36 protein-coding genes and 3 pseudogenes are annotated in these 25684 nt (G+C 51.0%); 10 read left to right on the top strand and 29 right to left on the bottom strand.

Annotation, left to right across the window (positions count from 1 at the left end; genetic code table 11):
- Positions 1-230: 230 nt before the first annotated feature.
- Genes ED901_RS08910 through ED901_RS08955 form a run of 11 tightly spaced genes read right to left on the bottom strand, consistent with a single transcriptional unit; the run spans position 231 to position 8737 of the window.
- Positions 231-1442: a phage major capsid protein gene (locus tag ED901_RS08910; RefSeq protein ID WP_056769654.1), complete on the bottom strand. Its 1212-nt coding sequence runs from the start codon at positions 1440-1442 to the stop codon at positions 231-233.
- A 9-nt stretch (positions 1443-1451) separates the two neighbouring features.
- Positions 1452-2300, bottom strand: a complete 849-nt coding sequence (locus ED901_RS08915; protein ID WP_056769652.1) for a head maturation protease, ClpP-related — start codon at positions 2298-2300, stop codon at positions 1452-1454.
- 10 nt (positions 2301-2310) lie between these two features.
- Positions 2311-3615, bottom strand: a complete 1305-nt coding sequence (locus ED901_RS08920; RefSeq protein ID WP_122095690.1) for a phage portal protein — start codon at positions 3613-3615, stop codon at positions 2311-2313.
- Positions 3615-5345 carry a terminase large subunit gene (locus tag ED901_RS08925; RefSeq protein WP_122095691.1) on the bottom strand — a complete coding sequence of 577 codons (1731 nt, stop codon included), beginning with the start codon at positions 5343-5345 and terminating at the stop codon, positions 3615-3617. The genes ED901_RS08920 and ED901_RS08925 overlap by 1 nt, the downstream gene beginning before the upstream one ends.
- A gap of 3 nt (positions 5346-5348) precedes the next feature.
- Positions 5349-5822: a phage terminase small subunit P27 family gene (locus ED901_RS08930; RefSeq protein WP_122095692.1), complete on the bottom strand. Its 474-nt coding sequence runs from the start codon at positions 5820-5822 to the stop codon at positions 5349-5351.
- 15 nt (positions 5823-5837) lie between these two features.
- Positions 5838-6044 carry a hypothetical protein gene (locus ED901_RS25080; RefSeq protein WP_162997839.1) on the bottom strand — a complete coding sequence of 69 codons (207 nt, stop codon included), beginning with the start codon at positions 6042-6044 and terminating at the stop codon, positions 5838-5840.
- Complete coding sequence (locus tag ED901_RS08935; protein ID WP_122096098.1) at positions 5971-6321, bottom strand: HNH endonuclease; 351 nt, start codon at positions 6319-6321, stop codon at positions 5971-5973. The genes ED901_RS25080 and ED901_RS08935 overlap by 74 nt, the downstream gene beginning before the upstream one ends.
- Before the next feature lie 8 nt (positions 6322-6329).
- On the bottom strand, positions 6330-6545 hold the full coding sequence (locus ED901_RS08940; RefSeq protein ID WP_122095693.1) for a hypothetical protein: 216 nt from the start codon (positions 6543-6545) through the stop codon (positions 6330-6332).
- A 6-nt stretch (positions 6546-6551) separates the two neighbouring features.
- Positions 6552-7937: a glycosyltransferase family 2 protein gene (locus ED901_RS08945; RefSeq protein WP_122095694.1), complete on the bottom strand. Its 1386-nt coding sequence runs from the start codon at positions 7935-7937 to the stop codon at positions 6552-6554.
- Complete coding sequence (locus ED901_RS08950) at positions 7934-8476, bottom strand: hypothetical protein (protein WP_162997845.1); 543 nt, start codon at positions 8474-8476, stop codon at positions 7934-7936. Before ED901_RS08950 ends, ED901_RS08945 begins: the two co-directional genes overlap by 4 nt.
- A 57-nt stretch (positions 8477-8533) precedes the next feature.
- Positions 8534-8737: a hypothetical protein gene (locus ED901_RS08955; RefSeq protein WP_122095696.1), complete on the bottom strand. Its 204-nt coding sequence runs from the start codon at positions 8735-8737 to the stop codon at positions 8534-8536.
- A gap of 246 nt (positions 8738-8983) precedes the next feature.
- Between ED901_RS08955 and ED901_RS08960 the strand changes: the two genes are divergently transcribed.
- The gene (locus ED901_RS08960; protein ID WP_122095697.1) at positions 8984-9292 is read left to right on the top strand and encodes a hypothetical protein; all 309 of its coding nucleotides are present in this window, start codon (positions 8984-8986) and stop codon (positions 9290-9292) included.
- On the opposite strand, the gene ED901_RS08965 is transcribed toward ED901_RS08960, so the two are convergent.
- The 17 genes and pseudogenes from ED901_RS08965 to ED901_RS09040 all read right to left on the bottom strand — a co-directional run bounded on the left by ED901_RS08965 (position 9289) and on the right by ED901_RS09040 (position 18634).
- Positions 9289-9819, bottom strand: coding sequence for a lysis protein (locus ED901_RS08965; protein ID WP_240993900.1), 531 nt, complete (start codon positions 9817-9819; stop codon positions 9289-9291). The two genes, ED901_RS08960 and ED901_RS08965, sit on opposite strands and share 4 nt — an antisense overlap.
- Positions 9820-9829: 10 nt before the next feature.
- Positions 9830-10459 (bottom strand): glycoside hydrolase family 19 protein, encoded by a 630-nt coding sequence (locus ED901_RS08970; protein WP_122095699.1) that lies wholly within the window; start codon positions 10457-10459, stop codon positions 9830-9832.
- Positions 10456-10743 carry a phage holin family protein gene (locus ED901_RS08975; RefSeq protein ID WP_056769639.1) on the bottom strand — a complete coding sequence of 96 codons (288 nt, stop codon included), beginning with the start codon at positions 10741-10743 and terminating at the stop codon, positions 10456-10458. Before ED901_RS08975 ends, ED901_RS08970 begins: the two co-directional genes overlap by 4 nt.
- A complete protein-coding gene (locus ED901_RS08980) occupies positions 10730-11113 on the bottom strand; it encodes a phage holin family protein (protein ID WP_122095700.1) in 384 nt (127 codons plus the stop codon). The genes ED901_RS08975 and ED901_RS08980 overlap by 14 nt, the downstream gene beginning before the upstream one ends.
- 520 nt (positions 11114-11633) lie before the next feature.
- Positions 11634-11963, bottom strand: coding sequence for a hypothetical protein (locus tag ED901_RS08990; protein WP_122095702.1), 330 nt, complete (start codon positions 11961-11963; stop codon positions 11634-11636).
- A 15-nt stretch (positions 11964-11978) separates the two neighbouring features.
- On the bottom strand, positions 11979-12395 hold the full coding sequence (locus ED901_RS08995; protein WP_122095703.1) for an antiterminator Q family protein: 417 nt from the start codon (positions 12393-12395) through the stop codon (positions 11979-11981).
- 16 nt (positions 12396-12411) lie between these two features.
- Positions 12412-13425, bottom strand: coding sequence for a DUF968 domain-containing protein (locus ED901_RS09000; RefSeq protein ID WP_122095704.1), 1014 nt, complete (start codon positions 13423-13425; stop codon positions 12412-12414).
- Positions 13422-14117, bottom strand: a complete 696-nt coding sequence (locus tag ED901_RS09005; protein WP_122095705.1) for a phage antirepressor KilAC domain-containing protein — start codon at positions 14115-14117, stop codon at positions 13422-13424. The genes ED901_RS09000 and ED901_RS09005 overlap by 4 nt, the downstream gene beginning before the upstream one ends.
- On the bottom strand, positions 14084-14506 hold the full coding sequence (locus ED901_RS09010; RefSeq protein WP_122095706.1) for a RusA family crossover junction endodeoxyribonuclease: 423 nt from the start codon (positions 14504-14506) through the stop codon (positions 14084-14086). Before ED901_RS09010 ends, ED901_RS09005 begins: the two co-directional genes overlap by 34 nt.
- Positions 14497-14658 carry a hypothetical protein gene (locus tag ED901_RS25085; protein WP_162997846.1) on the bottom strand — a complete coding sequence of 54 codons (162 nt, stop codon included), beginning with the start codon at positions 14656-14658 and terminating at the stop codon, positions 14497-14499. Before ED901_RS25085 ends, ED901_RS09010 begins: the two co-directional genes overlap by 10 nt.
- 26 nt (positions 14659-14684) lie before the next feature.
- Positions 14685-15314: pseudogene (locus ED901_RS25590) on the bottom strand (phage N-6-adenine-methyltransferase); the annotation flags it as partial.
- 498 nt (positions 15315-15812) lie between these two features.
- Positions 15813-16187, bottom strand: a pseudogene (locus ED901_RS25595) (phosphoadenosine phosphosulfate reductase family protein); the annotation flags it as partial.
- Positions 16184-16483 (bottom strand): hypothetical protein, encoded by a 300-nt coding sequence (locus tag ED901_RS09020; protein ID WP_122095708.1) that lies wholly within the window; start codon positions 16481-16483, stop codon positions 16184-16186. The pseudogene ED901_RS25595 and the gene ED901_RS09020, both read right to left, overlap by 4 nt.
- Positions 16480-17505 (bottom strand): conserved phage C-terminal domain-containing protein, encoded by a 1026-nt coding sequence (locus ED901_RS09025; RefSeq protein ID WP_122095709.1) that lies wholly within the window; start codon positions 17503-17505, stop codon positions 16480-16482. Before ED901_RS09025 ends, ED901_RS09020 begins: the two co-directional genes overlap by 4 nt.
- The gene (locus tag ED901_RS09030; protein WP_072158026.1) at positions 17502-17678 is read right to left on the bottom strand and encodes a DUF4222 domain-containing protein; all 177 of its coding nucleotides are present in this window, start codon (positions 17676-17678) and stop codon (positions 17502-17504) included. The genes ED901_RS09025 and ED901_RS09030 overlap by 4 nt, the downstream gene beginning before the upstream one ends.
- Before the next feature lie 172 nt (positions 17679-17850).
- Complete coding sequence (locus tag ED901_RS09035) at positions 17851-18384, bottom strand: YmfL family putative regulatory protein (protein ID WP_240993901.1); 534 nt, start codon at positions 18382-18384, stop codon at positions 17851-17853.
- Positions 18385-18403: 19 nt separating this feature from the next.
- Positions 18404-18634, bottom strand: a complete 231-nt coding sequence (locus ED901_RS09040; protein WP_122095710.1) for a helix-turn-helix transcriptional regulator — start codon at positions 18632-18634, stop codon at positions 18404-18406.
- Between the two features lie 106 nt (positions 18635-18740).
- On the opposite strand from ED901_RS09040, the gene ED901_RS09045 reads away from it, so the two are divergent.
- The 9 genes from ED901_RS09045 (at position 18741) to ED901_RS09090 (ending at position 25392) form a co-directional block, all read left to right on the top strand.
- On the top strand, positions 18741-19400 hold the full coding sequence (locus ED901_RS09045) for a LexA family transcriptional regulator (RefSeq protein ID WP_122096099.1): 660 nt from the start codon (positions 18741-18743) through the stop codon (positions 19398-19400).
- A 588-nt stretch (positions 19401-19988) separates the two neighbouring features.
- A complete protein-coding gene (gene rdgC / locus ED901_RS09050; RefSeq protein ID WP_256370268.1) occupies positions 19989-20909 on the top strand; it encodes a recombination-associated protein RdgC in 921 nt (306 codons plus the stop codon).
- Positions 20910-21393: 484 nt separating this feature from the next.
- On the top strand, positions 21394-21741 hold the full coding sequence (locus ED901_RS09060) for a hypothetical protein (RefSeq protein ID WP_122095712.1): 348 nt from the start codon (positions 21394-21396) through the stop codon (positions 21739-21741).
- 2 nt (positions 21742-21743) lie between these two features.
- Entirely contained in the window at positions 21744-22448 is a 705-nt protein-coding gene (locus ED901_RS09065; protein WP_122095713.1) for a hypothetical protein, read from the top strand.
- On the top strand, positions 22445-22891 hold the full coding sequence (locus ED901_RS09070) for a hypothetical protein (RefSeq protein WP_122095714.1): 447 nt from the start codon (positions 22445-22447) through the stop codon (positions 22889-22891). The genes ED901_RS09065 and ED901_RS09070 overlap by 4 nt, the downstream gene beginning before the upstream one ends.
- Entirely contained in the window at positions 22891-23184 is a 294-nt protein-coding gene (locus ED901_RS09075) for a hypothetical protein (RefSeq protein ID WP_122095715.1), read from the top strand. The genes ED901_RS09070 and ED901_RS09075 overlap by 1 nt, the downstream gene beginning before the upstream one ends.
- A 43-nt stretch (positions 23185-23227) precedes the next feature.
- Positions 23228-23470 (top strand): excisionase, encoded by a 243-nt coding sequence (locus tag ED901_RS09080; protein ID WP_122095716.1) that lies wholly within the window; start codon positions 23228-23230, stop codon positions 23468-23470.
- The gene (locus ED901_RS09085; RefSeq protein ID WP_122095717.1) at positions 23454-24578 is read left to right on the top strand and encodes a phage integrase Arm DNA-binding domain-containing protein; all 1125 of its coding nucleotides are present in this window, start codon (positions 23454-23456) and stop codon (positions 24576-24578) included. The genes ED901_RS09080 and ED901_RS09085 overlap by 17 nt, the downstream gene beginning before the upstream one ends.
- A gap of 55 nt (positions 24579-24633) precedes the next feature.
- Positions 24634-25392 (top strand): hypothetical protein, encoded by a 759-nt coding sequence (locus ED901_RS09090; RefSeq protein ID WP_122095718.1) that lies wholly within the window; start codon positions 24634-24636, stop codon positions 25390-25392.
- A gap of 141 nt (positions 25393-25533) precedes the next feature.
- Here the strand turns inward: ED901_RS09090 and ED901_RS25360 are convergent.
- Positions 25534-25684: pseudogene (locus tag ED901_RS25360) on the bottom strand (NADP-dependent isocitrate dehydrogenase); the annotation flags it as partial.

Raw genomic sequence — 25684 nt, forward strand, 5'->3', positions numbered from 1 at the left:
AGATTATTTTCTTCGCCATCCGGAACAAAGCCAGATGACGGAAGATTTACCTGCACTTCAACTGCATACCCCTTAGCGACCAGTTCACGCCCATGCTGTTCATTGGTTTCAAAGGTTTCCTGCTCTACCACAACGTTGCTGTTGTGATAAATCGGCTTAATTGCGATTAATTTCATTGTGATCACCACAAATAAAAGCGGCCATGCGGCCGCTTATGAGATGAAAGCAGATTAGGTGGTTGGGACACCTGAGAAGGAACCATAAATGAAGGCTTCCGGGCGTTTAACTGCCAGCGCCAGACGCTCTTCGCAACGGATCGAAATCATGTTCTTTTCGAAATCGTCTGCGTTCTCGGTGCTGATCACCACGTTGGCGTCTTCACGGTCGAACAACTGAGCGGCGGCATTAAAGGCACCCGTCAGGAATTTACCCTGGAAGGCGGCAGTTTCTGTGGCCACGACCGGCAAGCCCCACAGCGTAGGACCCGTCAGAGCTGAAGGGTTCGCCAGAATGTAGCGGCCCAGCGTGTCTTTGGTCAGTTCGATTTTAGCCCAGTCGATAAAGTGCAGGACATGGCCGGATGCAGGGAAGCGCGCCAGCTGTGCCTGCAACATTGCCAGACGCAGATCATCGATGCCGTTCTGCTGCTCTACCGAAAATGCCGGGTCGAACGCAGAGGCTTGAGGCACGATGCCGTGAAGGTGTACGCCGGTACCGTCGCCGAACAGAATTTCCTGCTCTTCAACATATTTCAGGCCGTAGCGCATTTCTGCATCAATCGTTGATTGCAACTGAGCAAAGTCATCGAGGATCTGTTTCGATGCTTTGAACATGTGAGCAATGGTGGTGACCGGGGTGATTTTGGTGGCGAATTCAATGCCGCTGTAAGGCTTAGTGGTTCCTTCAGCAACAACCTTCGCCGCGTTGGTGAAACCGGTCTGCTGCACCCAGAAAATCGCCGGGGCGCCGGTGCGGCCCGGAGCAATCAGATCGCGGATGAACAAACGCTGTTTCGGCGCAGTATCGATGCCTGGTAAACGCTGAGGCTCGACAACGCCGTCGGCAACATCCGTGGACAGTAACGCCGCATTCACAGGAATGTTTACACGCTTGCCGCCTTCAACGCTCGCCGCAAAGTTCTTCAGCGCTTCTGAGCTGATCACCACTTTACCCACGGTCTCGGCAACCTTAGCGGCATTGTTCAGAGGCATTTGCGCGACGTGCTGCTCCAACTCACCCAGCGCCGATTTAAGAGTTTTTTCAGCTTCGCGCAGAGCATTGAACTCAGACGCCATCTGGTCTACTGCGGCTTTGGTTTCTGCAGAGAGCGTGCCGGATTTACGTGCCTCAGTCAGCGCTTCTTCAGCTTTGGCGCTGAATTTACCGTTGGCTTCTTCAATGCTAGCGGTTACTTTTTTCAGGATTTCATTTACTTCGGACATGGTGTTTCCTTATTTGCCGAACGCGGCCAGCGCGTTTTCAAGTTGTTTGAGGTCTTCAGGGTTTGGAGAGTCGGTAGCGCTCGGCTTACCTTGTTGATTGTCAGTAGCGCCCGGCGTACTGGCAGATAAAGATTTGAGAAGTTTTCTGCGCTCTGAGCGCGGCGTATTGGCCTTGGCAAGCAGCGCGTCGAGTTTTCGCAGCGCTGCTGCAGGGCTTTCGTCTCCATCGGAGATTTCATCCGCCGACAAAAGCCGGTCAGCTAAACCTTTCTCGACCGCATCGTTGCCGCCGATATATGTTTCGTTGTCCATCATTCCTGACACCGTTTCGGCATCAAGCCCGCTGCGGGCGGAATAAATATCCTGCATTGCCCGGTCGAAGGGCTCCATATCCTGAGCCGCGCGCGCGAGGTCAAGCCGGTTTCCAACCACGACGACCCAGCAATTGTGGATCATAAGAAACGCTCCGCGACCAATCTGCACCTCGTCACCGGCCATGGCGATAATCGATGCGGCAGAAGCGGCGATGCCCAGCACCTTTACGGTGACTTTGCCGCTGTATTCTCGGAGTTGGTTATAGATTGCCAGCCCTTCGAACATGTCACCGCCCGGCGAGTTGATGCTCACCGTGACGTCTTCCCCGTTCATTGAGCGAAGAGCGCCAGCAATTCGGTTAGCGGTAACACCCTCCCCCCAGTAATCAGAACCAATGACATCGAAAATAGAGATCGTGTTGTCGTTGCTGTTGGCAGCCTTAATGCCACCGTCCCAGCGATCCAAAGCGGCCGGTGATAGTTCACTGGTGACTTTCGCGCACGGGCGCCCCTCCGGCGCTGCCGGAAGATTCTTTAATGACATGGGTTGGCTCCTAAGCCGCCTTTTTCAGCGGGGAATGTTCGAAAGAAATATCGGGGAACAGTTGGTTATGGAGCTCGAGCAGTGCGTTCGCTCTGGCTGCCTGGTTGTTTTGGCGTAAATCTTCAAGCGCGGTGAGGTTCAGCTGCACGGTGTAAATGTCGCCGCCCGGGATCGGAGGCAGATTTTCCAGCCGGCGGACGTCGTTGCGGCTCATCCAGCCATTCTGCAAGGCGGTAGTGTAATAAGCCGCGCGCCCGGCGCTGTCAGCGCGGAGTAAACCTTCCACAGAGAATTCGGCAAAATAATCTTCATCATTACCCAGCAAGCAGCGCGCTATCTCCTGCTCGATATTGACCAGCAGCGGGCGCAGCGTGTTGGTCAGGAATAAAAGGTTCATGCCTTCAACGCTTGACGCCCAGCTGCTCTGTTTGGTCATGTGCCCGACCATAAAAGGCGGGATCCGGAACCAGCGGCAGATTTCTTCAATACTGAAGGAGCGGCTCTCCAGCATCTGCGCGGCTTCAGGGTTCATCGTTACCCCCTGATAAGTCATGTCGCCTTCAAGAACCATGACCTTACCGGCATTCTTTGAACCCACAAACGTGCTCAGATTTTGCTTTAAGCGCGCTCTTTGTTCCGCGTTTATATCTGTCTTAGCGCTGATAAATCCTGAGTTCTGTATGCCGTTTTCAAAGATTTTCGCGGCAGATTCCTCAACCGCCATGGCCGAACCAATAACATCCCGCCCGGCCATCATCGGCATCATGCCGCAGACGCCGTCGAGTCCGAACCCGCGGATGTGCATCATGTTTTTCACGGGGATATCGCGCTGCCCGTTTTTATCGGTATAGGTGTACTGCAGTTGCCCGTTATCGAGGCGCTTAACGACCATGTTTTGAGGAAGAAGCGGGTTAAGACCAACAACCTTTTGCCCGATCATTAGCTTTTCGATGAAAGCATTACCCCGCATACAAATGCTGGCCACCAGCATCAGCATGAATCTGGACGGCGTCATTTCTCCATTGGGCTGTTTACAGAGCACTTTATAGGCTGGGTGATCGGTCGCCAGTGCACGCGAACCGTCCTTTTCCCGCTTATAGACTTTTAGTGGCAACGTTGAGACTGATTCGCTCAGCAATCGCGCGCAGGCCCAGACAGCTGACAGCATGATCGCCTTATCGACGGTCACCGTTTTACCGCTGCTGCTGGTACCCATCCACTCCTGCCAAAACGTGCCGGTGGTCAAACTGATAGGTACACCGAGCCAATTTAAAAGGGCGCTCTTTACACGCCCCGGTTGTTTTTTGGATTTCATCAGACACCTATCATTATCGGATCTTCGAAGAAGTCGGTTAAGTCCTGCTTATCATCACCACCGTTGACGAGTAACCGGCTTTTGGCGGTGAACAGCGCCACCGGCCCATCGATTTTATTTTCCGGCGTTGATTTATTCGGGAACACGTTGTCGTTTTTGTCAGGCTTAACGGTGACGTTTGACATCATCCACGTCATTACCGGGTTGCCGTCGTGGTGGATCTTGCTGCCGTAGACATCGGCCTGAACTGACTTCATGGATTCAGACAGGTTTTTTACCGTCTGGGCAACTTCGACCAGCGGTAATCCCTCTTCGGCCAGCGCCAGGCTAAACTGGGTTGCGCTCCACGGGTCGAAGGCTATTTCTTTCAGGCTTTCACCTTTCACCCAGGCTACGACCTCGGCTTTGATATAGCCGTGATCGATAACGTCACCATCGGTTAAATCCAGATATCCGGCATCCGCCCATTTCCGGTAAAGCTCAGAAATATGCTTCGGCGCGGTTTCCAGTCGCCCTTCGGGGAGCCAGAATTTCGACTTGGTGTGGGTGTGGCCATTCGGTGCAAGCCACGTTTTAACCGCGGCGCAGATGTCTATCTTGTTGGCTAAGTCGATACCCACCCAAAGCGGCCAGTTGACCAGCTCTTCATCCGGAGCGATGTCACCGCACTTATCCCAGCGGGCCATATCCATCCAGGCGCTTTCAGCGGTCACCCAGATATTGAGGTGCTTGGTGAAAAAGTTCGGGCGCGCGGCGATCTGTTCTTTCGCTTTTTTCGCCAGACGGCGCATGTCGTCCCAGCGCTTACAGATCCCCAGCCCCGGATTTGCCTTCGGCCAGTTCTTTTCATCAAACGGGTCGTCGTCTTCATCCAGCGTGTAAATGACAGCAAAGTAAGTGTCGTCATCTACAACGCCGCGCAATACCTTTATGGCGTAATCGCGCTGCTCAAAGCAGATCCCCTCTTTGTTTGAACCTGCTGTTGTGATGGCAAAAAGCAATGACTGCAGGCGGGCACCCGTGGCTGTCTCCAGCACGTCCCAGACATCACGGGTCCGGTGAGCGTGGAGCTCATCGACGATCCCGCAATGGATATTCAGGCCGTCGAGGTTGTTCGCATCGCTGGAAAGTGGCTCAAACTTGGAGGCGGAGCGCTCCTGGTGAATGTTGAGTTTTACATGACCGAACAAACGGCCCAGCGAACGGGGTGCTTTCTTGATCATGTTCTTTGCATCATCAAAAACGATGCGTGCCTGGTCGCGGGTGGTTGCCGCTGAATAGACTTCGGCGCCGCCCTCGCCGTCAGCACCGGTCATGTACAGGCCGATTCCAGAAGAGAGCGTAGACTTGGCGTTTTTGCGCGCCACCTCGTTGTAAGCAGTGCGAAAACGGCGAACCATGATCGCGTCGCCGTCATCGTCAAACATCTGTTCACCGGTCATTTCGTCGATCAGAGGGATCACGAACCCGAACAGGTTTATCAGAATGAAGATGTCCCAGGCCATTAACTCTATCGGCTTGCCTGCCAGTGCACCTTTTACGTGTGGGACGAAGTTATAGAAATCGAGGATGTGCTGTGCGCGATCCTCGCTGAAGTAGACGCCGCGTTCCGGCCCATGCTCTAAATCGTTAAGGAATCGTTGGCACGAAAGCCGCACCAGTTCGCCAGCAACAATCTCGCCGGATAGCACGCGCTCGGCGTACTGGATACCATCCGAAACCGTTGCCATTCATCATTTGCGCTTTTTCAAAAATTCTTCGAGTGGGTCGGCTTCCCCTGCACCATCGCTGCTTACCTTGCTGCGTGAAGCCGGTGTCATGCCGAATTCTGCCATCATGCCGCGTAGGCGTTTCCAGGCATCTGCCATCATTCCAACCCGCGGATGAGCTTTAATCAGAGTGTCGCCTGTCATCGTCTTTGTTTTGTAGGTTTCCCCCTCCTCATCCAGAATGTCTCGGTGACTTCTCCATTCCACATAAGCACCGATCAACAATTCAAGTGCCATTCCATCGAGATGTGTGATCACGTTGGAACCATCCAGCTCTTCACCGATCCGCTTGAACCAATACTTCTCTTGCTTATTGAAATGCTTCGGAACTGGGGGTACCCCTGACGGAGGTTTTGGCTCTGACTTGTTTATTGCACGTTTTGAAGGGTTCCCCTTGATCAAACGCAGATTCGTTGGGGTTCTCGGTGGTCCAGACATGATAGAAAACTCCTATTAATCGCGATTGGGGATCCCCATGAAAAAGGTTTCCAACCTGCGGGCGCGTAACAAAAACTTAGGCGGCGGTTCGGCAGAGCCTGGGCTCTGAACTTTTTGCCCGCCCCTCCCCAGCAAATGAGAATTGATATCATCCGAGCCGGTCGCGCCCAGTTTTCTTTCGGTGGCACGGCCAGCACAGGCTCTCAAGGTTGGCTGGGTCATCTGTCCCGCCTTTTGCCTTTGCAAGAATGTGGTCGACTGTTGTCGCCGGCACTGGCTTGCCCTGTCGTTTATGTTCCTGACACAGGTGCTTATCTCTCGCAAGGATGAGAGGGCGAAGCTTGTCCCAGTTGGCACCATACCCGCGCTCCTGTCTGGTCTTACCCTGCTGATGGTTCTCCCATCCGGTATTGATGTGCTCAGGGCAGTAGCCAGAACGGTCAATGGTAGTGTGACGACACCCATGCTTTCGGCATGCGCGTGGTATGCGAGGTGGCATAGGCTCTTTCATTCCGTCTCATGCTGATCGAGGTCAATGATGATTGGATTCTCAGCCTGCTGCTCTTTTAGTCTGAAGCGGGCAGTAATAGACGGCATCTTGTTAGCCTCGCTGATGATGTTCGTATCGATCTGCTGTTCAAGCAATTCGCCGTCAACAGCTATGCCATACCCGTAAAACAGACCGGACCTATACAGCTTTGCTAACTGAATGTGCTTCTTCATGTTGCCTCACTTGTGTCTGAACCAGCTGGCGCCGGTGCGCTCGAATCGTTTGAACACCGTGTTCACCTGGTGCCCGTGCTGCAGCCGATCGCAGAAGAACGTCAGAGCCGTATAGTTGAACAGGCCCATGTCGCTATCGCCTACGGTCACCGCCTTGCGGTAATGCACATCGCTCACGTTGTCCGCCCAGTAACGCAGCATCTTCGTGATGAACGCGATCACCACGTCACGGTTGCCACCCAGCAGGCCAGCATTCAGCAGCGTGTGGTTCGCATTGCTGCGCATGAATGATTGAAGGAAAGCAGCCGGGTGATGGTTGCGCATCCACGGACAGTCAACCTTCTCCGGTTCATCACCGGTGTAGAGATAAGCGCCCATGCAGTCGAATGGATTGTTGAGCATCTCCACGTCGGTACCATCGACACAAAAAACCCGACGCGTGGTCGGGTTCTGGTGGAGGTATTGAAGGATGCTTACCCATCGTTGCCAGTAAGGTGAGAGGCTGGTTTCAACCTTGATGTGCTGCACTGTGTCGCTGTCTGCAACATCGAAGCAGTCATGCAGGATCACCAGCTTCTGACCGCGCATTGAGTCAATCAGCGGTCGCAGTTCTTCATAGTCAGGCTTCCACACTTCACCGCGCTGTGGGTCAGGTTGCCCGGTGAAGTAGGTGGTAATGATCACGTCTTCACCTGCTGCCGGTTTGTATGGCACGAACCGGTCACTGTCTCGGTTCGCCTCATAGATTGGCCGGTTGCGGGTGATCATCACTGAACGGTCAGGACCGGCAACCGTGGACTGAACCAGCTGATGCTCGTCAGCAGACCAGAACAGGCCAGCGCTGTTCGTCACGTCGCTATAACGAAATGACGTCAGACCAGCGTTATAAATTCGCTCAGACAGGTTCGGATGTTCCCAACCCCACTTACCGAACACCGGATCCATACCGCCGACAACATCGAGACAGATGCGCTTGAAGTAAAGCATGCAGCCGCGCGCGTGTGACCAGGCGGTGATCTCGCTGTCCTGATAAATCTTGATGGTGTCGTTAAGCTTGGTGCCGGTCGCAAAGTCCTGAAAGATGTACATCAGGTGCGGCTCATGGCTGGCGACGTATGGCTGATGCCAGCCCTCGATCACCGGGTAAGTGTCGTCGTCAAACAGGAAGATATGATCGCAACCTTCCAGGAGCTCGAAGCACTTATTCTTTGCCGCGGCGATGCCCACGTTCCGCACGAAACGAAAGGTTGCTTCTGGTACCGGCTTATCACTCGCATCATCAACAACGACGATTTCAGAGCCAGCAGGTGCCAGACGTTTTATTTCCGCCAGCGTCTTACTGAACACGTCATAGCGGTTGTGTGTGGTGATCCCGATACCAATCTTTGTCATTTTAAATGCGCCGTGTAATCGCAGGGATTCGGCTTACCGAACCGGTAAAGATGAAACAGGTACACGCCGCGCGCTATTGCCAGCTTACCGCCAGCCGCACGCACTGCAGCGCAGAACTGTTTGTCGAAATAGATGGAGCGCTGCTGAAACTTAATTTTCTGCCAGAGAGAAACGCGAAATAGCATCAGCATTCCGGCTACAACTTCTGGCGCTGGCAGTTCCACCAGTTCGCCCCAGTGACGGCTTTCAAGCTCTTCGGCAATCTGCAGATGAACTCGAATATCCGGTTCATCGCTGAGTTGACCGCCATGCGTCTGGTATGGAGATCGGAGCCGGTTTGTCATACATCCGATCACATCGAATTCAGGATCAGCGCCAGCAATATCCGCGATTTGTTTCTGCTGCTGAGGTGTGAGGAACATCGTGTCAGCGTCACGAATGCAAACCCAAGCATCAGGCGGAAGTCTGGATATTGAATTGTTGATACCACCGCCAATATCACCGGCTTTAAATGGTGTTAGATAAAAGACGTAGGACACATAAACTCCAGGCATAAAAAAACCGCCCGAAGGCGGCTTAATTCTTATCAATAAGAACTACTTGAGAGCTGCTTGAATAGCATCGGCAAAGTTCTTCAATTCTTTTGAAGCGTATTTTAAATCTTCTTCTACTTTATCAGTTCTCGCGTTTGCACCGGCTGAACCTGCTGAAGCTTTAACAATTTCTAAGGCAGCTTGGACTGCTAATAGACGCTGCTTATTTTCTCTACTTTCACCAGTTGGATAATAACCTTCTAACATAACAATCTCCTTTTGAAAAGTGAGGTTTTAAGCTAACACTCTCAGTTGTAAAAGTAGAGAAAGTCTATTGGGATTTGCAACGCATCTCTGCTTCAGCGGCATAGCAATCAAGGTATAGGGACACTTGTTACTAGTACTGGTTGACTGCAATATTAAGAACTCATAGCTCAACTTCTGACATTTTCTAAGGACTGTTAGCATTTTGTGCTCTATTGTTAGGGTATCCTTTCAACAGAGTGAAAACCTATGGAATGGAAAGTTGTAGACAGAATCTTTTCAACGGCAGAAAACCTGCAGATTTTAAAAGTGACTGCACCAGGAAATCTGAAGTTCTCAATCTGGGTTAAATCTAATCTTGAAGTGCCACTTGGTTGCATGCTAACGCCTGTGATCGATGGATATATTGCCAACCATGACAAAGGCCATTTTGTTGCTATCCAAAAAGTTGTGCCATTTAGCATCAATCATTGGGAGAGCCTTAAATCAGCCCAACAACCAACCCAGTCGGTCAATGAGGATGAGGTTGTTATCCAGGAAGTTTCTCCAGACAATTAAGGTTTGCATTGTTTTGCAACTTGCTCGATATAGCCTTGGAGATATTCAATCACTTCGTTGTCTTTGATGGCGCTGGCTCGGAGATCGAGAACAGCCCGTCCACCAGCGCCAGAGAGTTCGACTTGTGCTGCATCGCCCACGCCGCCGGTTCCGGTAGTGCTGTTCCCGACGAGCTTGCAGGTGGCAAGGTTTGCTGCTGCGATCCGCACCCGGCGAGTGCCAGCAGCGACATCAGCGCGCAGCCTGTCATTATTGGCCTGTTCATCGGCTAATTCCTTCGTGTGTTTGGCATCCAGCGCCGCCAGTGCGGTTTGTGCCGCTTCGGTGCGCTTCTTCTGGTTGGTCAGGTCAATCACTGCCTGATCACTGAATTTCTTCAGCTCCGCTGTGTGGGTCGCTTTCAACTTTGACACGTCAGCGTCCCAGCGCAGCCCCTCAATCCACCAGACCAGCGCGGCGGCCAGTAATATGGCAACAGCCGATTTCCAGTAAGCCTTAAGCACAGCAGCGAACAATGATGTTTCCACGTCGTGCCTCTCAGATGCCCAGCGCTTTCTGGGCAATTGCCAGACGAGCCTGCCGATCGGCCAGACCATTTACGCCACCGTTGATTCGTTTGGTCAGCCCCACAAAGTCGCCTGAGTCGGCAAAGCTGTTGCAGTTGTTTGCCTTCCAGAACCAGCCCGCCGACCGCGCCGCATATTCCGGCTGATGCAACAGATCTGGGCTTCCGATCAAATCAAGACCCAGCGCGCGGCCACAGGCCAGGTAGTTATCGAGGAACGTGATCTGTTTCAGGCCACGACCATGGAATTTATAACCGTCTCCGGCGGCTTTATTACCGAACCTGCCTGCATAGACGAGGTTAGCAATAGCCTTCTGCCTTTCCATTGGCACATACGGCTCACCGGCTTGCCGTCCGAGTTGTTGACGCTGAGAATCTGTGAGCCGTTTTCCGAAGATTTTTAGACCTTCAACGGAATAGTCGAAAGACTCCCACAGCTTCCTAAAGCCGCCAGACTCATGCCCAACCTGCGCAATGAATGCCGCCTGACGCGCCGGGGTAGAAATATCGAATTCAGCCATCGTGGACACCACATGCGGATACCAGCGCGCGGCTAAGTCGGCGCTCAGGGAAGCCGCCCGTGTAAATTGGTCTTTTGTCATTGTGGATGTCTCAGGGCGCTGAATAGTTTGGCGACGTTGCCACCGGTTCGATACACAGCAACGCAGATGATCGCGTTGATTGCGAAAGCCGCCCAGTGGGTGCTGGTGTAGTGATCAAACATGAATCGGAGCGGTACCGTCGCATATGCCAGGATCAGCAGGTATGCCAGCCATGAAGCCCACGTCCGATGGGTAGCGCCCTTCTTACGGAAGAAGCTGAGGCGAATGACAACCAGGCTGCAAAGCACTACGTTGCCAATCACCAGCGGGTCATTTATTACCACTGTTCCCCCTCCACCGATCAATCAGTGATGTTGGGTTTTTCGCCCTGTTGCTCGCGAAGGTCAGCAACTGAACTGCTATTGCTGCAATGATTAACGCGCCCAGAGCATCCAATGGTTTATCGCTGTATCCGAGCCATGAAGATAATTTCGAACCCATCACGCCAGCCCCGAAAAGCCCTACCATGAAGGACACACAGAAATAAGAGGCCCGGCGAAGAAGAGTAAGGTCAGTGGCTGAGGTAACATAGAACATAGCGCCAGCAAAGGAACCGAAAACTACGCCATAGTCCAGACCGCTAACCCATCCGAATATACTGACGCCAGCAAGTGCCACAGTGGCACCAGCATCGCCAGACAATGGATCAGACATTGATAAACCCCTTATCGCTGTTGGTGTCCTCACAACCGAATTGAGGGCATAAAAAAAGCCGCTTTCGCGGCTTGTTATTGGTCAGATTTTTTTGAGAAAAGAAGACGTGTTTTTTTGAACAATTTCATGACCAATGATGGTTTCCTTTTGGGGCGCCATGTATTTCTTGACCATTTCTGAGCCTGTTCAAAACTTAGTCCTGATTTAACGAGCGCTTTCACACTCCTCTTCTCTTCTACCCGATTTGTTATCTCTGTTAAGAGAAACATGAATATCGGGAAGATAAGTTTAAAAATCGCCAGAAAAAAAATGATTCCGGTCAAAGCAGCATAATGGTCGTAGATGCCGATAAAGAAGGATTTCACTGAATCTATCATTGGTCACCATTTGTTGTTTTTTATGCAACCAATGATACCAGATAACAAAAAACCCCGCCGGAGCGAGGTTTTGAAATTGTCTAAGCTTTGTGACTACGTGACCACTCTTAACAGATTAAAAGCGTTTTTGGAATTCCACAACATTAGTTTTCGCGTACTTTGACGCCAGCCGCTATCAATGTTTTTCGACTATCCTGAATCCCTTCGTTATAGCCAGCATCATAGTAACCTTCTGGTTTACTGCGCATTGCAGGTAATGAAACTGTCATGCTTTTTCTTTCTGACTCAGCACCCGAACAGAACATTTTCCACATGAGCTGAACGGCAGGAGTGGAATATTCAATTTCAATATCATTCCTTCCACTGGGGCTCATAATGGTAAGCATATCCCCCTTCATACCAAGGTCGAGTTCGGGGTAAAACTTATCCATATGACATTCAAATCGGTAACGAATATCGTCGATTTTCATCATAAAAAGCTCCATGATTTATGCTGTTAAGGGAATTCTCTTAGGTAAAGACTGCGGTTCTTTACTTGTATATCGGTCCATCTCAAGGCTCACATCAAGCATGGCAAGACAGCCGTCTATAAAACCTTCTGCCGATTGAAGTCTCTTTAATACTTGGGTGTGCGAAATGCCCAGCTTTGTCCCCATAATTCTAACAGGTATATCAAGCACGTAATGCCATTCTATTAGTGTGCACAGGTATGGATTTTTCTTTTTTAAGCAATTGACCGCTGAGCTCACGATCAAGCCATCATCATCGCAGCAGGATGCTCTCGACTTCTTAGATGATGGAATAAGTCCTTTAAACCCAGCAGCAATGGATGGGAAGTCGACCCCACTGCCGTCGCAAGACGCCCAAGCACCCCAGCGCTCTAATACCAGTTGAATATCACGCATTATTCTCTCCACACTCTTATTTTGCTTTGCCGGTAGCGATAACACCCATCGCCAGCGCGCGGTCTAATGTCGTCAGTAACAGATGTTCCTGTGTACCGTGTTCTTTTTCCCAATCCTGGGTATTCGCATGAAGTGAGTCGTGACACCGTCTGCACAGCGGGATCACAAACAGGTCATGCGCTTTTGTCGCCATACCGCCAAATCCGTTACCGGTGATGTGGTGCGGATCATCAGACCCGTTACCACAGGCACAACATGGCTGGCGCTTTACCCACTGGGTGTACTTCGTGTTCTCGTACCGGCGGCGCTTCGGGCGCAGCAAGAATGACTCCGGCGTCTCCGGATCGATTGCCAGCGCCAGCACAGGTTTGATGTTGCTCACCAGCGCCTCACGCGGTTCTTTCTCGTACGGGTTGGTGTCGGATTCTTTCATCTGGGTGCCAGGTGCACGGTATTTCGCGCCCAGAGCCTCGCAAATGACTTCCTCCGGCAGTTGTGCCGCCAATCCCTTACTCGTTGCCCACCAGCAAAGCTCCGGCAAGGTCAGGCGGTGGCCGTCTGGCAGCCGAGAACGGGCGCGGATAGCTTCAGTCACAAATTCGGTGACGTTCGCCAGCGCTGTGGCGTCCAGTTTGGCTGATTCTTTGTCGCGGTATTCATTGTCGTGAGTCCAGCACAGGGAAACGGTCCCGCGCGCCCTGCGCACCTGCACCAACTCATGATGATGATATTGCCCGCCAAAGTCGGTGCACTGGCAGCAGCGGTTACGCTTTACCCACTGCGCCAGCGCATCCCAGCCACCGGCCAGGCCAATCACACGCTCTGACGAAAGAAATGCGGCGAGACGCGGATCACGCGATAACGGCTGAGCCTCTACCGGTACCAGGCCGTCCGGCGCGCTGCGCAGGTCCGCTGGCTCGTCGGTGATCAGCAGACGTTTACCGCTAAAGTGCTGCAGCATGTCGCCCGGAGGCCGCAACAGCACGATCCCCAAATCCCTCTGTGGGTATGGCTTCAATAATGCTCTCACGCCGCGCTCTCCTGTTTCTGTTTCAAATATCCGGCCCACAGCCCGGCAACCCATTCAACACCCTTCGCCGTGAAGCGAGCCTGCCGGAACGCATGCTGATTCTGCTGGCTTGTGCCTGTCTTCACTTCAAAGCGCTCGGCTTCTAAGTGAATGGCCTTTGGAGTCAACTGGCCTTCAAGCCGGTAAACAATCCCTTTCTCGAACAGGAACAGGCGAAACTCCGGTTCTTTGGCATGCAGCAATTTGCAGACTGCGCGGAAGCCCATTGAACCTTTCGCCATGACGTACTGATCGACAAACTCCACTTTCGGGGCCGCCAGCGCCAGCCGTGATTCTAAGGCTTGGTTTTCTTCAGCCAGATCCGCAGCCAGGCGGAGGGCTTCCGGTAATGACTGTGGGACCTGGCTTTTGGTTTCCAGCTCCTGCCAACGGTCAACCACCGCGGCGGTAAACTCCGGCGACAACCGGGCGACCAGCACCAGAGAATCACGTTTATTGAACCAGTATTCCTGATATTCCTGACCGTTCTGCTCATGCTGATAGGGGGTGTGCGCCAACGGCGCGCTTAAAATACCACCAGATACAAGCCTGTCAGCAGAGCGCTTCACATCCCCGTGCTTACTGTGTACCAGCGCCGCTATCTCACGGCTCGACATCGTTACCACTTTTCCTGACAGCAAACTGTTCGACATAAATACCCCACACGTTCAGCCGGCTGCACACCGACGGGTTTGAAATCAATGATCCTTACTTCTGCTTTTCCGTCTTGCGTTAAGTCTCCCCATTCAACGGTCATTCTCTTCACCTGGCTGTCATCGGCCCACACTCCGGCGTGCGTCAGGCTGTCAAACAGCGCCTTCTGGAAGTTATCCAGATCCCGGCGCGCCCGGGTCGGTGGGAACAGGACGACATGCACGTCGAGTTCAGCAGTCAGCGGCTGTGGCTTGCGCTTCAACTGCTCATAAACAGCCGCAATCGCGTTTGACCGGTATACACGTCCGCGGGCGCTGATCAACATGCCTTTGCTGGTGGCACGCCAGTAACCGTTAACACTCGGCGGGAATGGCAGGATCAATTGCATGCACCCTCCCCAGCCTTGACCAGGCTATTCAGCACAGCATCAGCATGTTCACGCGCCGCGGTGTAATCAGTGGGATGCAGCTCCCCCGAAGGGGAGACCGCCATCAGCCAGCCGTTGTAAGCATTGAGCCAGATTTTTTGAAGTTCATTCACGCTGCCACCTCCGACGTTGAATTGTTAAGGCGCGCCGCCTGCCAGCGGATTTGCTCAAGGAATGCCTCCCCCTGCGCCAGCAACTGTTCTCTGCTGACATAACTGATTGCCGGGCCACGCCATGTCTTATCAAACACGACGATCGCGCCAGCAAAGAAAGCGCCAGTCGGAACCTGGTCTTTATCAGCCGGAACAAACCATGACGGTGAATCAAAACCAATACGTCCGCGAATAAATGAGACGTGATCCGCGCCTTCAGGCCACCATGTTTCTGACGTGGCAGCTTTAATAAGGAATACATAGCGACCACCCAGCTCACGCATTTGGAATGCATGATTGATGATATGACTCATGCCGGTAATGTATTGACCCTCGTGTTTGCTGGCGCGGGAATACGGCGGATTAGCAAATGCTGCACCATTCAGGTTGCTTAAGCGCGCCGCCCAATCCTGAGCTAAAGCGTTATCTTCAACGGTGTAGAACGCCGGGCATTTGCTATTTTGACCGTCTGTGAAAAGGTCGAGGACTAAGGGGCCAAACATCGCATTGATGCCCCAGAAAAGCGCGTCAGGTGTGCACCATTGATCTCCGACTTCCTTCAGCTTGTGGGCAGGTTTGTTCCTCAGCGCTGAGAGAGTGTCTGCGTATTGATGAATTGGTTCTGGTGTTACTTCATCAGCCTGAGTGGCGCAGTCTTCTTCATCTGATAAAGCCTCGCAGGATTCGCTGCAAGATCCGGAATCATACCCACCCATACCTCGAACTGTGGCCGCGATTTCATCACGGGAATGTTCAGAAAAAATCCCAATGATGGACTCAAGCGAGTTATCACCTCGATACATGATCTTGTTTTCCTGCTGGCTGCGTTCTACTACTCGGACGCTTTCGCTGGTGATCACATCCATAAAATCTGCAGCCATTTGTGGTTCATCGCGGGTAGCGAGCGCGACCTTATTGATGCCCTTTTTAATGCAGAACACACAATTACCAAGATGTTCAGCCAACCCCAAATCGAAAGGCTGAGCCGCCCACCAATCGAGCACATCCTGTTTTTCAAAATCACTGATGGCCGCCAAATAGTGAAAACCTTCACGCTCCTTCAGGCGGCGCGGCTCATCGATGCGGATCCCCAGCCATTTATCAAAGCTTTCGAAATGGTCTTTGCAGTAGCGGTCGAATGGCTCAATTTTCATAGTGCGGGTGCAAAAAGCGCCATGAACATAAGGGGTCCCATACTTTTCGCAAACATCGCGCCACGGTTGAAGATCCGGCCCTATCTCATCCAAGCCAATCTGACGATAGCTGTTCGCTTTACCCAGTTCAGGTGTCACAACAACACGTAGACAGACCAGATCAATAGCCCAGTGATTCGCAACGTTGCGTACGAATTCATAAGTCTTCGGATGCTCAGCGCCAGTGTCCATGAACACGTAACGGATATCTTCACCAGCTGCGCGGCGCGGTTCCATCAGATGAACCAGGTAAGCCGACGTTCTGCCGCCGGAAAAACTAACAACTTGAACTGTCATGCCTGTCCCCTTCCCTGACGTACTGCCCACAAATTACGCTCAAACTCAGCACTGATTTCAGCCTTGGTTTTCACTGAACCTGATGGTGTTGCAAGGCTATATTTGCGCGGGTAAGTCTCGGTATGAACCAGGTGTACTTCAGGCCGGGCTCTCAATGCGATGATTGCGCCATGCACTGCTGTCTTGTGCGCCTTAACGCCCGTTCTGGCCGTAATCTCAGCTTCTAGCTGTGCCGATGTACGCGGGGTGGCGTCGCGTTGTAGCTCTTCGAGAACTAACTCTGGGTATGTTTTCATGCTGCTTTCACTCCCTGCTGGCGCTGGGCGCATTCTTTCCAAATTTTGGCCCACGTAGTAATGGCGAAGTCACTGCGCATGCTTCGGACGCTGGCCTTGCTGGCCTCGGTGCAGACCAGTTTTTCCAATTCGCTCGGGGCTTTGGTTGCCGCTACACCACTGATGAACCGGCGGTATGCTGCGTCGCGCTCGGTGGTATCAACTGAAACCTCACCGTCAGCGGTCCACTTGCCGTTCACACAGACCGGGCGGCCACTCTTCGCCCATTTGGTCGCGCTGAGCAGATAGCCTTCGAATTTTGCTGGCTGGAACAACGTTGCCGGACGCAGATACTCGGCCATCTTCGGAGAGTCGCCCCAGTGAACCTGCTTGTATTCGATAACCAGCTGAAGTTCTTCCAGGGTGTGGCCTTCTCGCAGACGGGCACGCATGTTTTCCAGCGAGCTGTTGGCAGGCTGATAACGTGATCCGGTGATTTGGTTCAGGTGTTTCAGTGCCTGTTTAGCCTGATCAGTAATTTCAACCTCGGCGTCGGTCTGCGCAGCAGGCTGACAAAGGGTTTTTATATCTGATGGATCTTGTTTTGAATTTACTAACGGATCCCCTCCAGATTCTGGACGGTCAAAACCGCTTTTATTCACGTTTTCTGGACGTTCAGAATCTGAATATTCAGAATTGGAACGTTCAGAATCTGAATGTTCAGAAACTGGACTATCAGAATAGAAACCCGCAGCTGCTTCACGGAGCTTCTTCACGTTCAGGTAATACAGATTGGTCTTGTTCCGATTACCCTTGCGGCGTTCTTCGCGGGACAACCAGCCGTCTTTCTGCAACTGGGTGATAGCGGTGATAACCGTGCTGCGGCCAGCTCCAATCTGACGGGCAATCGTCTCAATACCCGGATAGCAGGTGCCCTCATCGCTGGAGAAATCCGCAAGACGCAGCATTACCAGCAATTGGGTACCTTTAACGCCAGCCTGAGCCAGCCCGTCCCAGACGTATGCGGATAACTTAACGCTCATAGGACCCTCGTGAATTTTCGCCGGAATTGTTCAGTAGGCTGGGCGCACTCATGCGGATAGCCGGCGCGCATGAAGATGACGCGATCCCCCGCTCGGTCGAAGCCCACGACGTGTACCACAACGCCCCGCCAATCCTTGTAACGCCGGTCCAGCTTTTGGATTTCTTCAGACATGCGCTCACCTTCCGGCTGTGTTCACAGACATAACCTACCCACCATGCCGCGAACTGGTAGTTGCACGGGATCCAGCGGTTGCCTATCATCACTTCGTACGAAAGAGAGCCAGCGGTACCGCCAGTTGCCACACAGCGGATTTGCGGAACTCCGGCTTTTATGAGTAAACTGTTCATGCGTTAATTACTCCACACTGTTTAGTTGATGCGACCGACGCCCCGAGCTGCACACTTGGGGCGTCACCCTTTCCGGCTTTTGACTTCTTGCCGAACAACGAAATTACTGCTCTAACTTCAGCCTCACGCGCGGCCAAATGTCGGCGGTGGTGCTTCATAATCTGTTCTGCCTCAGCCTCATCAATCACACCGTCTTCGAGCGAAGCCTGAATGATCATGTCGACATGACCACGGTGCGCCGCAGTGCGCATGCTTTTGCCGAAGAGCTCAACTTGATCGAGTTCCTCCAGTTGCGGGATATCTACGAACAGACCACCGCGGCGCTGCGCAAAGTGTTCAGCCAGGCAACTGGTGCCGCTGATGTCTTCCATGGCTTCCAGCTCTGCAACCTCGAAGAAGCGACAGCCGTTCTTTTCGTACAGGTTGTTGTTGAACTGCGTTTCAGTCATGCCCAAAGCGCCAGCCATTGCAGAACGACCACCGGGGAATGCTTTGCACATCGCTTTTACTGTTGATTTCAGGTCTACCATTTCGTTTTTCCTTCGGTAGTTATGGCCGAGCGCCAGCAGTGATAGACTTTGTTGGTGGAAAAACATCATCAATGCTTACATTCGCGCCAAAATTGTTGAGCGCAGAAACGATGGTCCTACATTGATCAATGTTTACGTTTCTCTTGCCGTTCTCGTAATGACAAACCGCTCCCTTTGTTATCCCCAGAGCATCAGCTAAGTGCCCTTGAGTAATGCCCAGTTTGGTTCGTATGGCTCGTAGGTTGTTCATTGAGATCTCCTGTAAACAAATTAAATATACATTTTGTATTCATATCTCGCAAGAAGATATACGTTATGTGTCTCGATTGTATGTATACAACTTGTATCATTTGGGTATGACTATGAAATGGTACGATCTCGCTAAGTCTCTGATGAAAAATCAGGGCATCAATCAAGAACAGTTAGCCGAACATCTTGGTATTACTAAAGGTGCGGTGAGCCATTGGCTAAATGCCAGGCGGGAACCCAGCCTTAGTGACATTTCTAAAATCCTGCATTTCTTAGGAAAACGAAACTTTTCGGTTGGTGCTGGCGGGTTAATTATCGATGAAAAACTTAAGGGTGACGTTGCCTACGTTGGGCCTTATTCTCCTGGCAAAAAATATCCTGTAGTAAGCAGTATTAAGGCTGGGATGTGGGGGGAGGCTGTTGAAGCTTACTCCTTGAAAGACATAGACCAATGGCTGGAGTCTGATGCGCATATTCAGGGAGATGCTTTTTGGCTTAAGGTTGATGGCGATTCAATGACTGCTCCTGTGGGCCTAAGCGTTCCAGAGGGCACTTACGTCTTATTTGATACTGGGCGAGATGCAACCAACGGTAGTTTAGTCATCGCCAAGCTTTCAGACTCCAATGAAGCCACTTTCAAAAAGCTTGTTATTGACGGCGGGCAGAAGTATTTGAAAGGGTTGAACCCCCAATGGCCGCTAGTGCCTATCAATGGCAACTGCAGAATTATTGGCGTTGCTGTTGAAACAAAATTGCGCCTTGTTTAAGCACTTCTGATCTTAAGCCAGTCTTGAGGCTGGCTTTCTAACATCCTTCCCCCTGAATCACCCCCGAGCTCTCCCATCACAAATCAGCATCCCAGATAATTAAAACAACTTAAAATACATTATGTTACCCGGCATCGGCACGCAATGTATACAATTTGTATTTACTTATTAAAATACGTTTTGTATATTTAATTCATCAGCAGCACAACGTTAAGAGCACTGGGTGTTGAAAGTCTCACTAACCGTCAACTTCTGAACCACAGAATCAGTGCTCTTAACGTTGTGGCAAGCATCAGGTGATGGCAGGGCTCCTTACCCTGTTGCGGGTTCAACTCCCGCCGCCCGACCAGATCGACGTGGAACTCGATAATTGCTGTGTGTAGTTGTCTTTCGGCGGTGGCATGACTCTTCAACCTACCCAAGGGGGAGCGAAGATAATGTTCTGATCATGGCCACCGCCAATTTTTTTCGCAGACATAGACAAGGGTTCGCTGGCCCCACCAGCACACCCAGTGCGCAACCGGTGGCCCTTTTCTATGTGTGTGAGTAATTAGCCCGGTGCAGTGGGCATAAACAGGAGTAATCAACGTGAAAGAACTTTGGTTTAAAAGCGTCCAGATTTACCGCATGAGCCGCGATATCGCGCTCGATGCAGCGGAAATGCAACGTCAGATGTCTCAGTTCGTTTTCTCGCCGTGCGGCAGCCAGGACATGGCGAAAACCGGCTGGGTTTCCCCGATGGGTAAGTTCGGTACCGAAAAGCTGGTGCACGCAGCCGGTCACCAACTGCTGATCTGTGCGAAGCGCGAAGAGAAAATTCTTCCGGCGCCTGTGATTAAGCAGGAACTGGCTGACAAAGTTGAGAAGCTTCAAAACGAGCAGCACCGCAAGCTGAAGAAGACCGAGAAAGATTCGCTGAAAGATGAGGTGTTGCACAGTCTGATGCCGCGCGCGTTCAGTCGCTTCACCCAAACCTTCATGTGGATTGACCTGGATAATCGCCTGATCATGGTCGCCGCGGTCAGCGCAAAAAAAGCAGAAGACATGCTTGCACTCCTGCGTAAAAGCCTCGGTACGCTCCCGGTGGTGCCGCTGACGATGGAAACACCGATCGAACTTACCCTGACAGAATGGGTGCACAGCGGCCAGACTCCAGCGGGATTCACCCTTCAGGATGAAGCTGAGCTGAAAGCCATTCTGGAAGAAGGCGGCACTATCCGCTGCAAGAAACAGGCATTGGTCAGCGACGAGATCAGCAGCCATATCGAAAACGGTAAGCTGGTCACTCAGGTATCGATGGATTGGCAGGAACGCCTCAGCTTCCAGATCAACGATGCCTTCACGCTGAAAAAATTGAAACCGAGCGACACGCTGGCCGATCAGAACGACGACATCGACCGCGAAGATTTTGCCGCGCGCTTTGATGCCGATTTCATTCTGGTCACCAGTGAATATTCAGCGCTTATATCGAACCTTATTTCCGCGCTGGGTGGCGAAGCCCAAAGATAATTTAAAACCATCTGATTTTAATTAATTGCCATCACTGGCAAGGGATTCGCTCACGCCGAAATCAGCTAAAGGGGTATTTCATGAAAACTGATATCGCTTTCTATCTGGTCCTCGGCGTGGTTATGGCAATCACTTATTTAGGTATGCAGCCATGAAGAAATCACGGCCAGTTGGCACCCTAGATACGATGACCGGTCACTCTATTTTGTACAAAGAACAACCGGACGGCGTGAAAGCGTACTGGGACGGAAAGCAGGTTACATGCCGCTGCCCCGCCTACGAATTCCCCCACCGGTTTAGCGGCGGAAACTGCAACGGCTATCACATGGCTAAAAACTGTTTCGACAACCGGATCAGCTGCATGAACTGCAACTGTCTCCACTCTGGCGGGTGTGATGTGGTTAACGAAACTGAAAGCCCGGCTGAATGCCTGTATGTGCTGGACTTCTGCGCTGACTATCAAATCAATTTGCCGAGGTAAATCATGAAAAATAAGTCAATTCATGCCCGTTTTATCCGCCGTTGGTTTTTGCGTTTCAAACCCTTCTGCGACTCAAAGTTATCGCCAGTTTGGCGCAAGCGCCACCTTAAAGGTTACATCCGCGAAACAGCGTTAGTCAGCGCCGAAAGCTGGTTGTACTCAATGGCTGAGGAAATCGCGATCGAAGAGTGGAAAGGGATGGGGAAAGAGTATTGGACACCTGAGTTTCATGACTGGTACGACCCTATCAGGCACAACTTTATATCCCGAGCCTTGATCGCCGCCCAGGCGCTTACTGTCGATGTTATCGATGAATGCATCGATGAAGAAATCTCTTGTTGGAATGACTAACTATGAAAGAGCGCCCTATTTTATTCAACGCTGAGATGGTTAAGGCCATTCTCTGCGGTCGCAAGACGCAGACGCGCCGGGTGATTAAACTCCCGCTTATCGATAAAGACATGGGTTGCGAGCTCGCGGGAAATGAACTGGCTGGAGAAGTTGCCGCCGGTGATTACCGCAACTGTCCGCTGGGTAAGCCAGGTGATCAGCTCTGGGTGCGTGAGGCTTTCAGGATGGCAAAAAGCCTTGATATACATTCACCGCGCGAGGTTGCGGATCTGTCGATGTCAGCTGGTTATAAAAATCCTTGGGCACCAATTCAGTTAGAAGCCGATGGTGTTCGTACTGGCAGGTGGACAGGATTTGACCCTCCCCCAGTAGTAACCGAGCCAGGGAAACTGCGACCGTCCCTGCACATGCCGCGCTGGGCCAGCCGTATTCAGTTGGAAATAACCAATGTTGGCGTTCAGCGTCTTCAGGATATCAGTTCAGGTGATGTTGTCCGCGAGGGTATTTGCCAACTTCCGGCTTCTGGCCGGTACTGCATCAATCCTGGTGATCAGTATTTGGGTGGCGCCAGCCACGATGCCAGAGAGGTTTTTTATTGGTTATGGGATTCCATATACGGTGGCGATTCAAAACGATGCTGGCAAGCAAACCCGTGGGTATGGGTGTCCGAATTTAAGCTCTTAGCGCCAGCAGGAGAACTGTCATGACTGACAAAACTGATATTCCAGAGTTAAGAAGATTCAATTTTGAGATATGGCCTCATGAAGCCTATATCAGCGAACAATATGACGGTGCATATGTGCTTTTCGCGGATGCCAATCAGCAGCTCGAAGCAGAACGCCACACCAACTCGCGGCTTGAGGCAGAACTCGCAGCGCTGAAAGGCGATCAGGTGCCAGTGGCTTGGTTAAACGACGCGCACCTTGCGCGCGGCCACATCGAAGGTGAGGCGGGTGAAGAGGATGCCGGTCCGGGTATGATTCCTGTTTACCGGGAAAAATACATTACGCCGCAAAAGCCAGTCATCAGCAAAGAAAAACTGTGTGACTGGTTAGAAGATAATTTTGATATCGATGATAGCCAGCGCGATGCATTCGCTAATTGTTTTGCTCATCACTGCAAGTGCATCGTTAAAAAGGAAGATGAATAATGAAGAATTTAACAAACGAACGTCTGAAGGAAATCATCGCGCATCGCTCCCCTTCTCTGCGCTGGGGAGAGGCTGAAGCAATGGCAAGCGAACTTTTGGTTTTGCGACCGGGTGAAGCGCCAGCCGTTACACCTGACTCAGCGCCATCATTTATTCTGGATTTAATGGCCCAGATCCGCGACGCAAAATCACCAGAGGAAGTCCGCGCCATTAAAGCAAAGGTATGTGCCGCTGATCTGGATGTTGCGGTGGAAACGTTCGATAAGGCAATCGAAAAACTTTCAAATCTGTAAGCCGGTGTGCAGCCGGCTATAACTTAAACGTGTGGGGTGATTCATGTCGAGAACTTTAACTTTAGATGCATGGGCTCAGGATGAGTTTTCCGCTCCAATACCCAGCAAACCGACTCTGCTGAAGTATGCGCAAAGCGGCATGATCTTTCCCCCACCCTTCAAGGCTGGGCGGTGCTGGCGTGTTGACGCGACAGCGCGCTTTATCGGTATGACCGATAAGCCAGTGATTAAGAAGGATGACAATCCACGTTTAAAAAGGATTCTCGAAGATGGCGCGGCCACGTAAATACAACGTGAATATTCCCGGACTATCCTGCTACACAGACGCCAGAACCAAAAAGGTTTACTGGCGTTACAAGCATCCTGTCACCGGTAAATTTCACGGCTTAGGCGATAACGAACAGGAGGCAAAAGAAATTGCCCTCGATGCAAACACTCGCCTGGCCGAACAGAAAATGAATCAAATTTTTAAGATCCGTGAAAAAATTAATACCAGAGCCGGGCTGTTTATCACCGTATCGAGTTGGCTGGACAAATACTTAAAAATTCAGAACGAGCGGTTGAAGAGCGGCGAGATAAAACTGAATACGTTTAAGCAAAAATCAGCGCCAGTCGAGGCGTTCCGGCGGGAGTGCGGCGCCATGGAATTGCAGTCCATCGGAGCAAAAGAGATTGCTGCAATAATCGAGCAGTACAAGGATCGTGGGCAGCGCCGCATGGCGCAGGTGGTGCGCATGGTTTTGGTCGACGTCTACAAAGAAGCTCAGCATGCTGGGGAAGTGGAACCCGGATACAACCCGGCAATGGCCACCAGAAAACCAGTTAACAGGGTACAGCGTGAAAGGTTTGATATTGAAGAGTGGCGGGTAATTTTCAAAGCAGCTGAGACAGCGCAAAATTATGTGCAGAACTCTATGCTTCTTGCGGTTGTTACTGGCCAGCGCCTGGGTGATATCTCGCGCATGAAATTTTCAGACGTCTGGGACGATCACCTGCACGTTGAACAGGAAAAGACCGGGATGAAGTTGGCGATCCCACTCTCTCTGCGTTGCAATGAATTGGAAATATCTCTGCGTGAAGTGCTCAACCGGTGCAGGGACATGATAGTCAGCCCATATATTTTACATATCCATCATACAACGGGCAAAGCAAAGCGTGGCGGTAAGGTCTCGAGCGCTTCGATCACATCTTCCTTTTCACACGTCAGGGATCGGAGTGGTATGGAATGGATAGAAGGTACGCCGCCAACATTCCATGAACAGCGCTCATTATCTGAAAGACTTTATCGTGCACAGGGCATCGATACTCAGAAATTACTGGGACACAGAAGCCAACAGATGACGGACAGATACAACGATGACCGGGGAAAAGATTGGATAATTTTATCTATTTAATGTTATTAGGTTTTATATTACAGTTGGCTTCTCAGGCTTAAAAGGAATTTAAAACATGTTAACAGAAAAGCAATTGTATGAACTGATAAAAGCATTGCAAAGCTCTACTTTTACAACTACACAAATCATATTTCTAACTCTAGGAATATTATTCCTCGCTATATTATTTAACTATGTTTTAGCTCGATTAAATGAGAAAGCGAAAATCCAGGAAAACAACGCTAACTACGAAAGACTAAAAAAGCAACTCATTGAAAATACCGAAGCAATTAAAGGAATCGATAAAAAAATCAGTTCTGAATTATGGATTTCGCAACAGGTTTGGCAAAAAAAATATGAGTTATATGAAAACATATATAGTCTACTTTTCAATATCAAAAAGTGGGTAGATTACGAATCTGGAATTATAGATTTGCACATGGCACCACATTACATGGCCAATAGTTATCAACCCTACTTCACAGCCGAGCAAGAAGAACATTTTTGGCAAGAAATTAAAGAGGCACAAAAAGACTATGACACAGCGGTTAATGCTCAAGAAACTAAAGAGAAAGGTAAAAAGCTTCAGCAGAAATTATTGGAAGCAATGACATCACTAGCGGAGGTCATGATCACAAAATCCATAATATTGAACCCGAAAGTAACTTCATCACTCAAAATAATGATTGCTGAGATTGGTCATGATCCTTTTCCTTATGATTACGAAGAACCCGATGCATATGGGGATAGAATAAATACCGCCATCGACGGAGCAATTGAAGCAGTAAAACAACTGGCCTTGGAAGAACTTCAGATAGTACATCGAGTAAACTAATAAGAAATTCCACACACTAAACTGCTTATTTTGCGTACTGTTTTGCAGAGGGGTTTTGCAGGGATTTTGCAGAAGAATTTTTGACAAGATGAAAAATAAAGGGGGCGCGATGCCCCCAATGATTATTCAACAATCTCGCAATTACATATTTGCAATCATGTCGTCGGCAAACTCGCTACATTTCCGTAGCTTAGCTCCTTCCATCAGACGTTCGAAATCGTAAGTCACGGTTTTAGCCGCGATTGCGCCTTCCATGCCTTTCACGATCAGGTCTGCCGCTTCGAACCATTCC

This window comes from Rahnella sp. Larv3_ips, from assembly GCF_003697865.1.
In the GTDB taxonomy this organism is placed as follows: domain Bacteria; phylum Pseudomonadota; class Gammaproteobacteria; order Enterobacterales; family Enterobacteriaceae; genus Rahnella; species Rahnella rivi.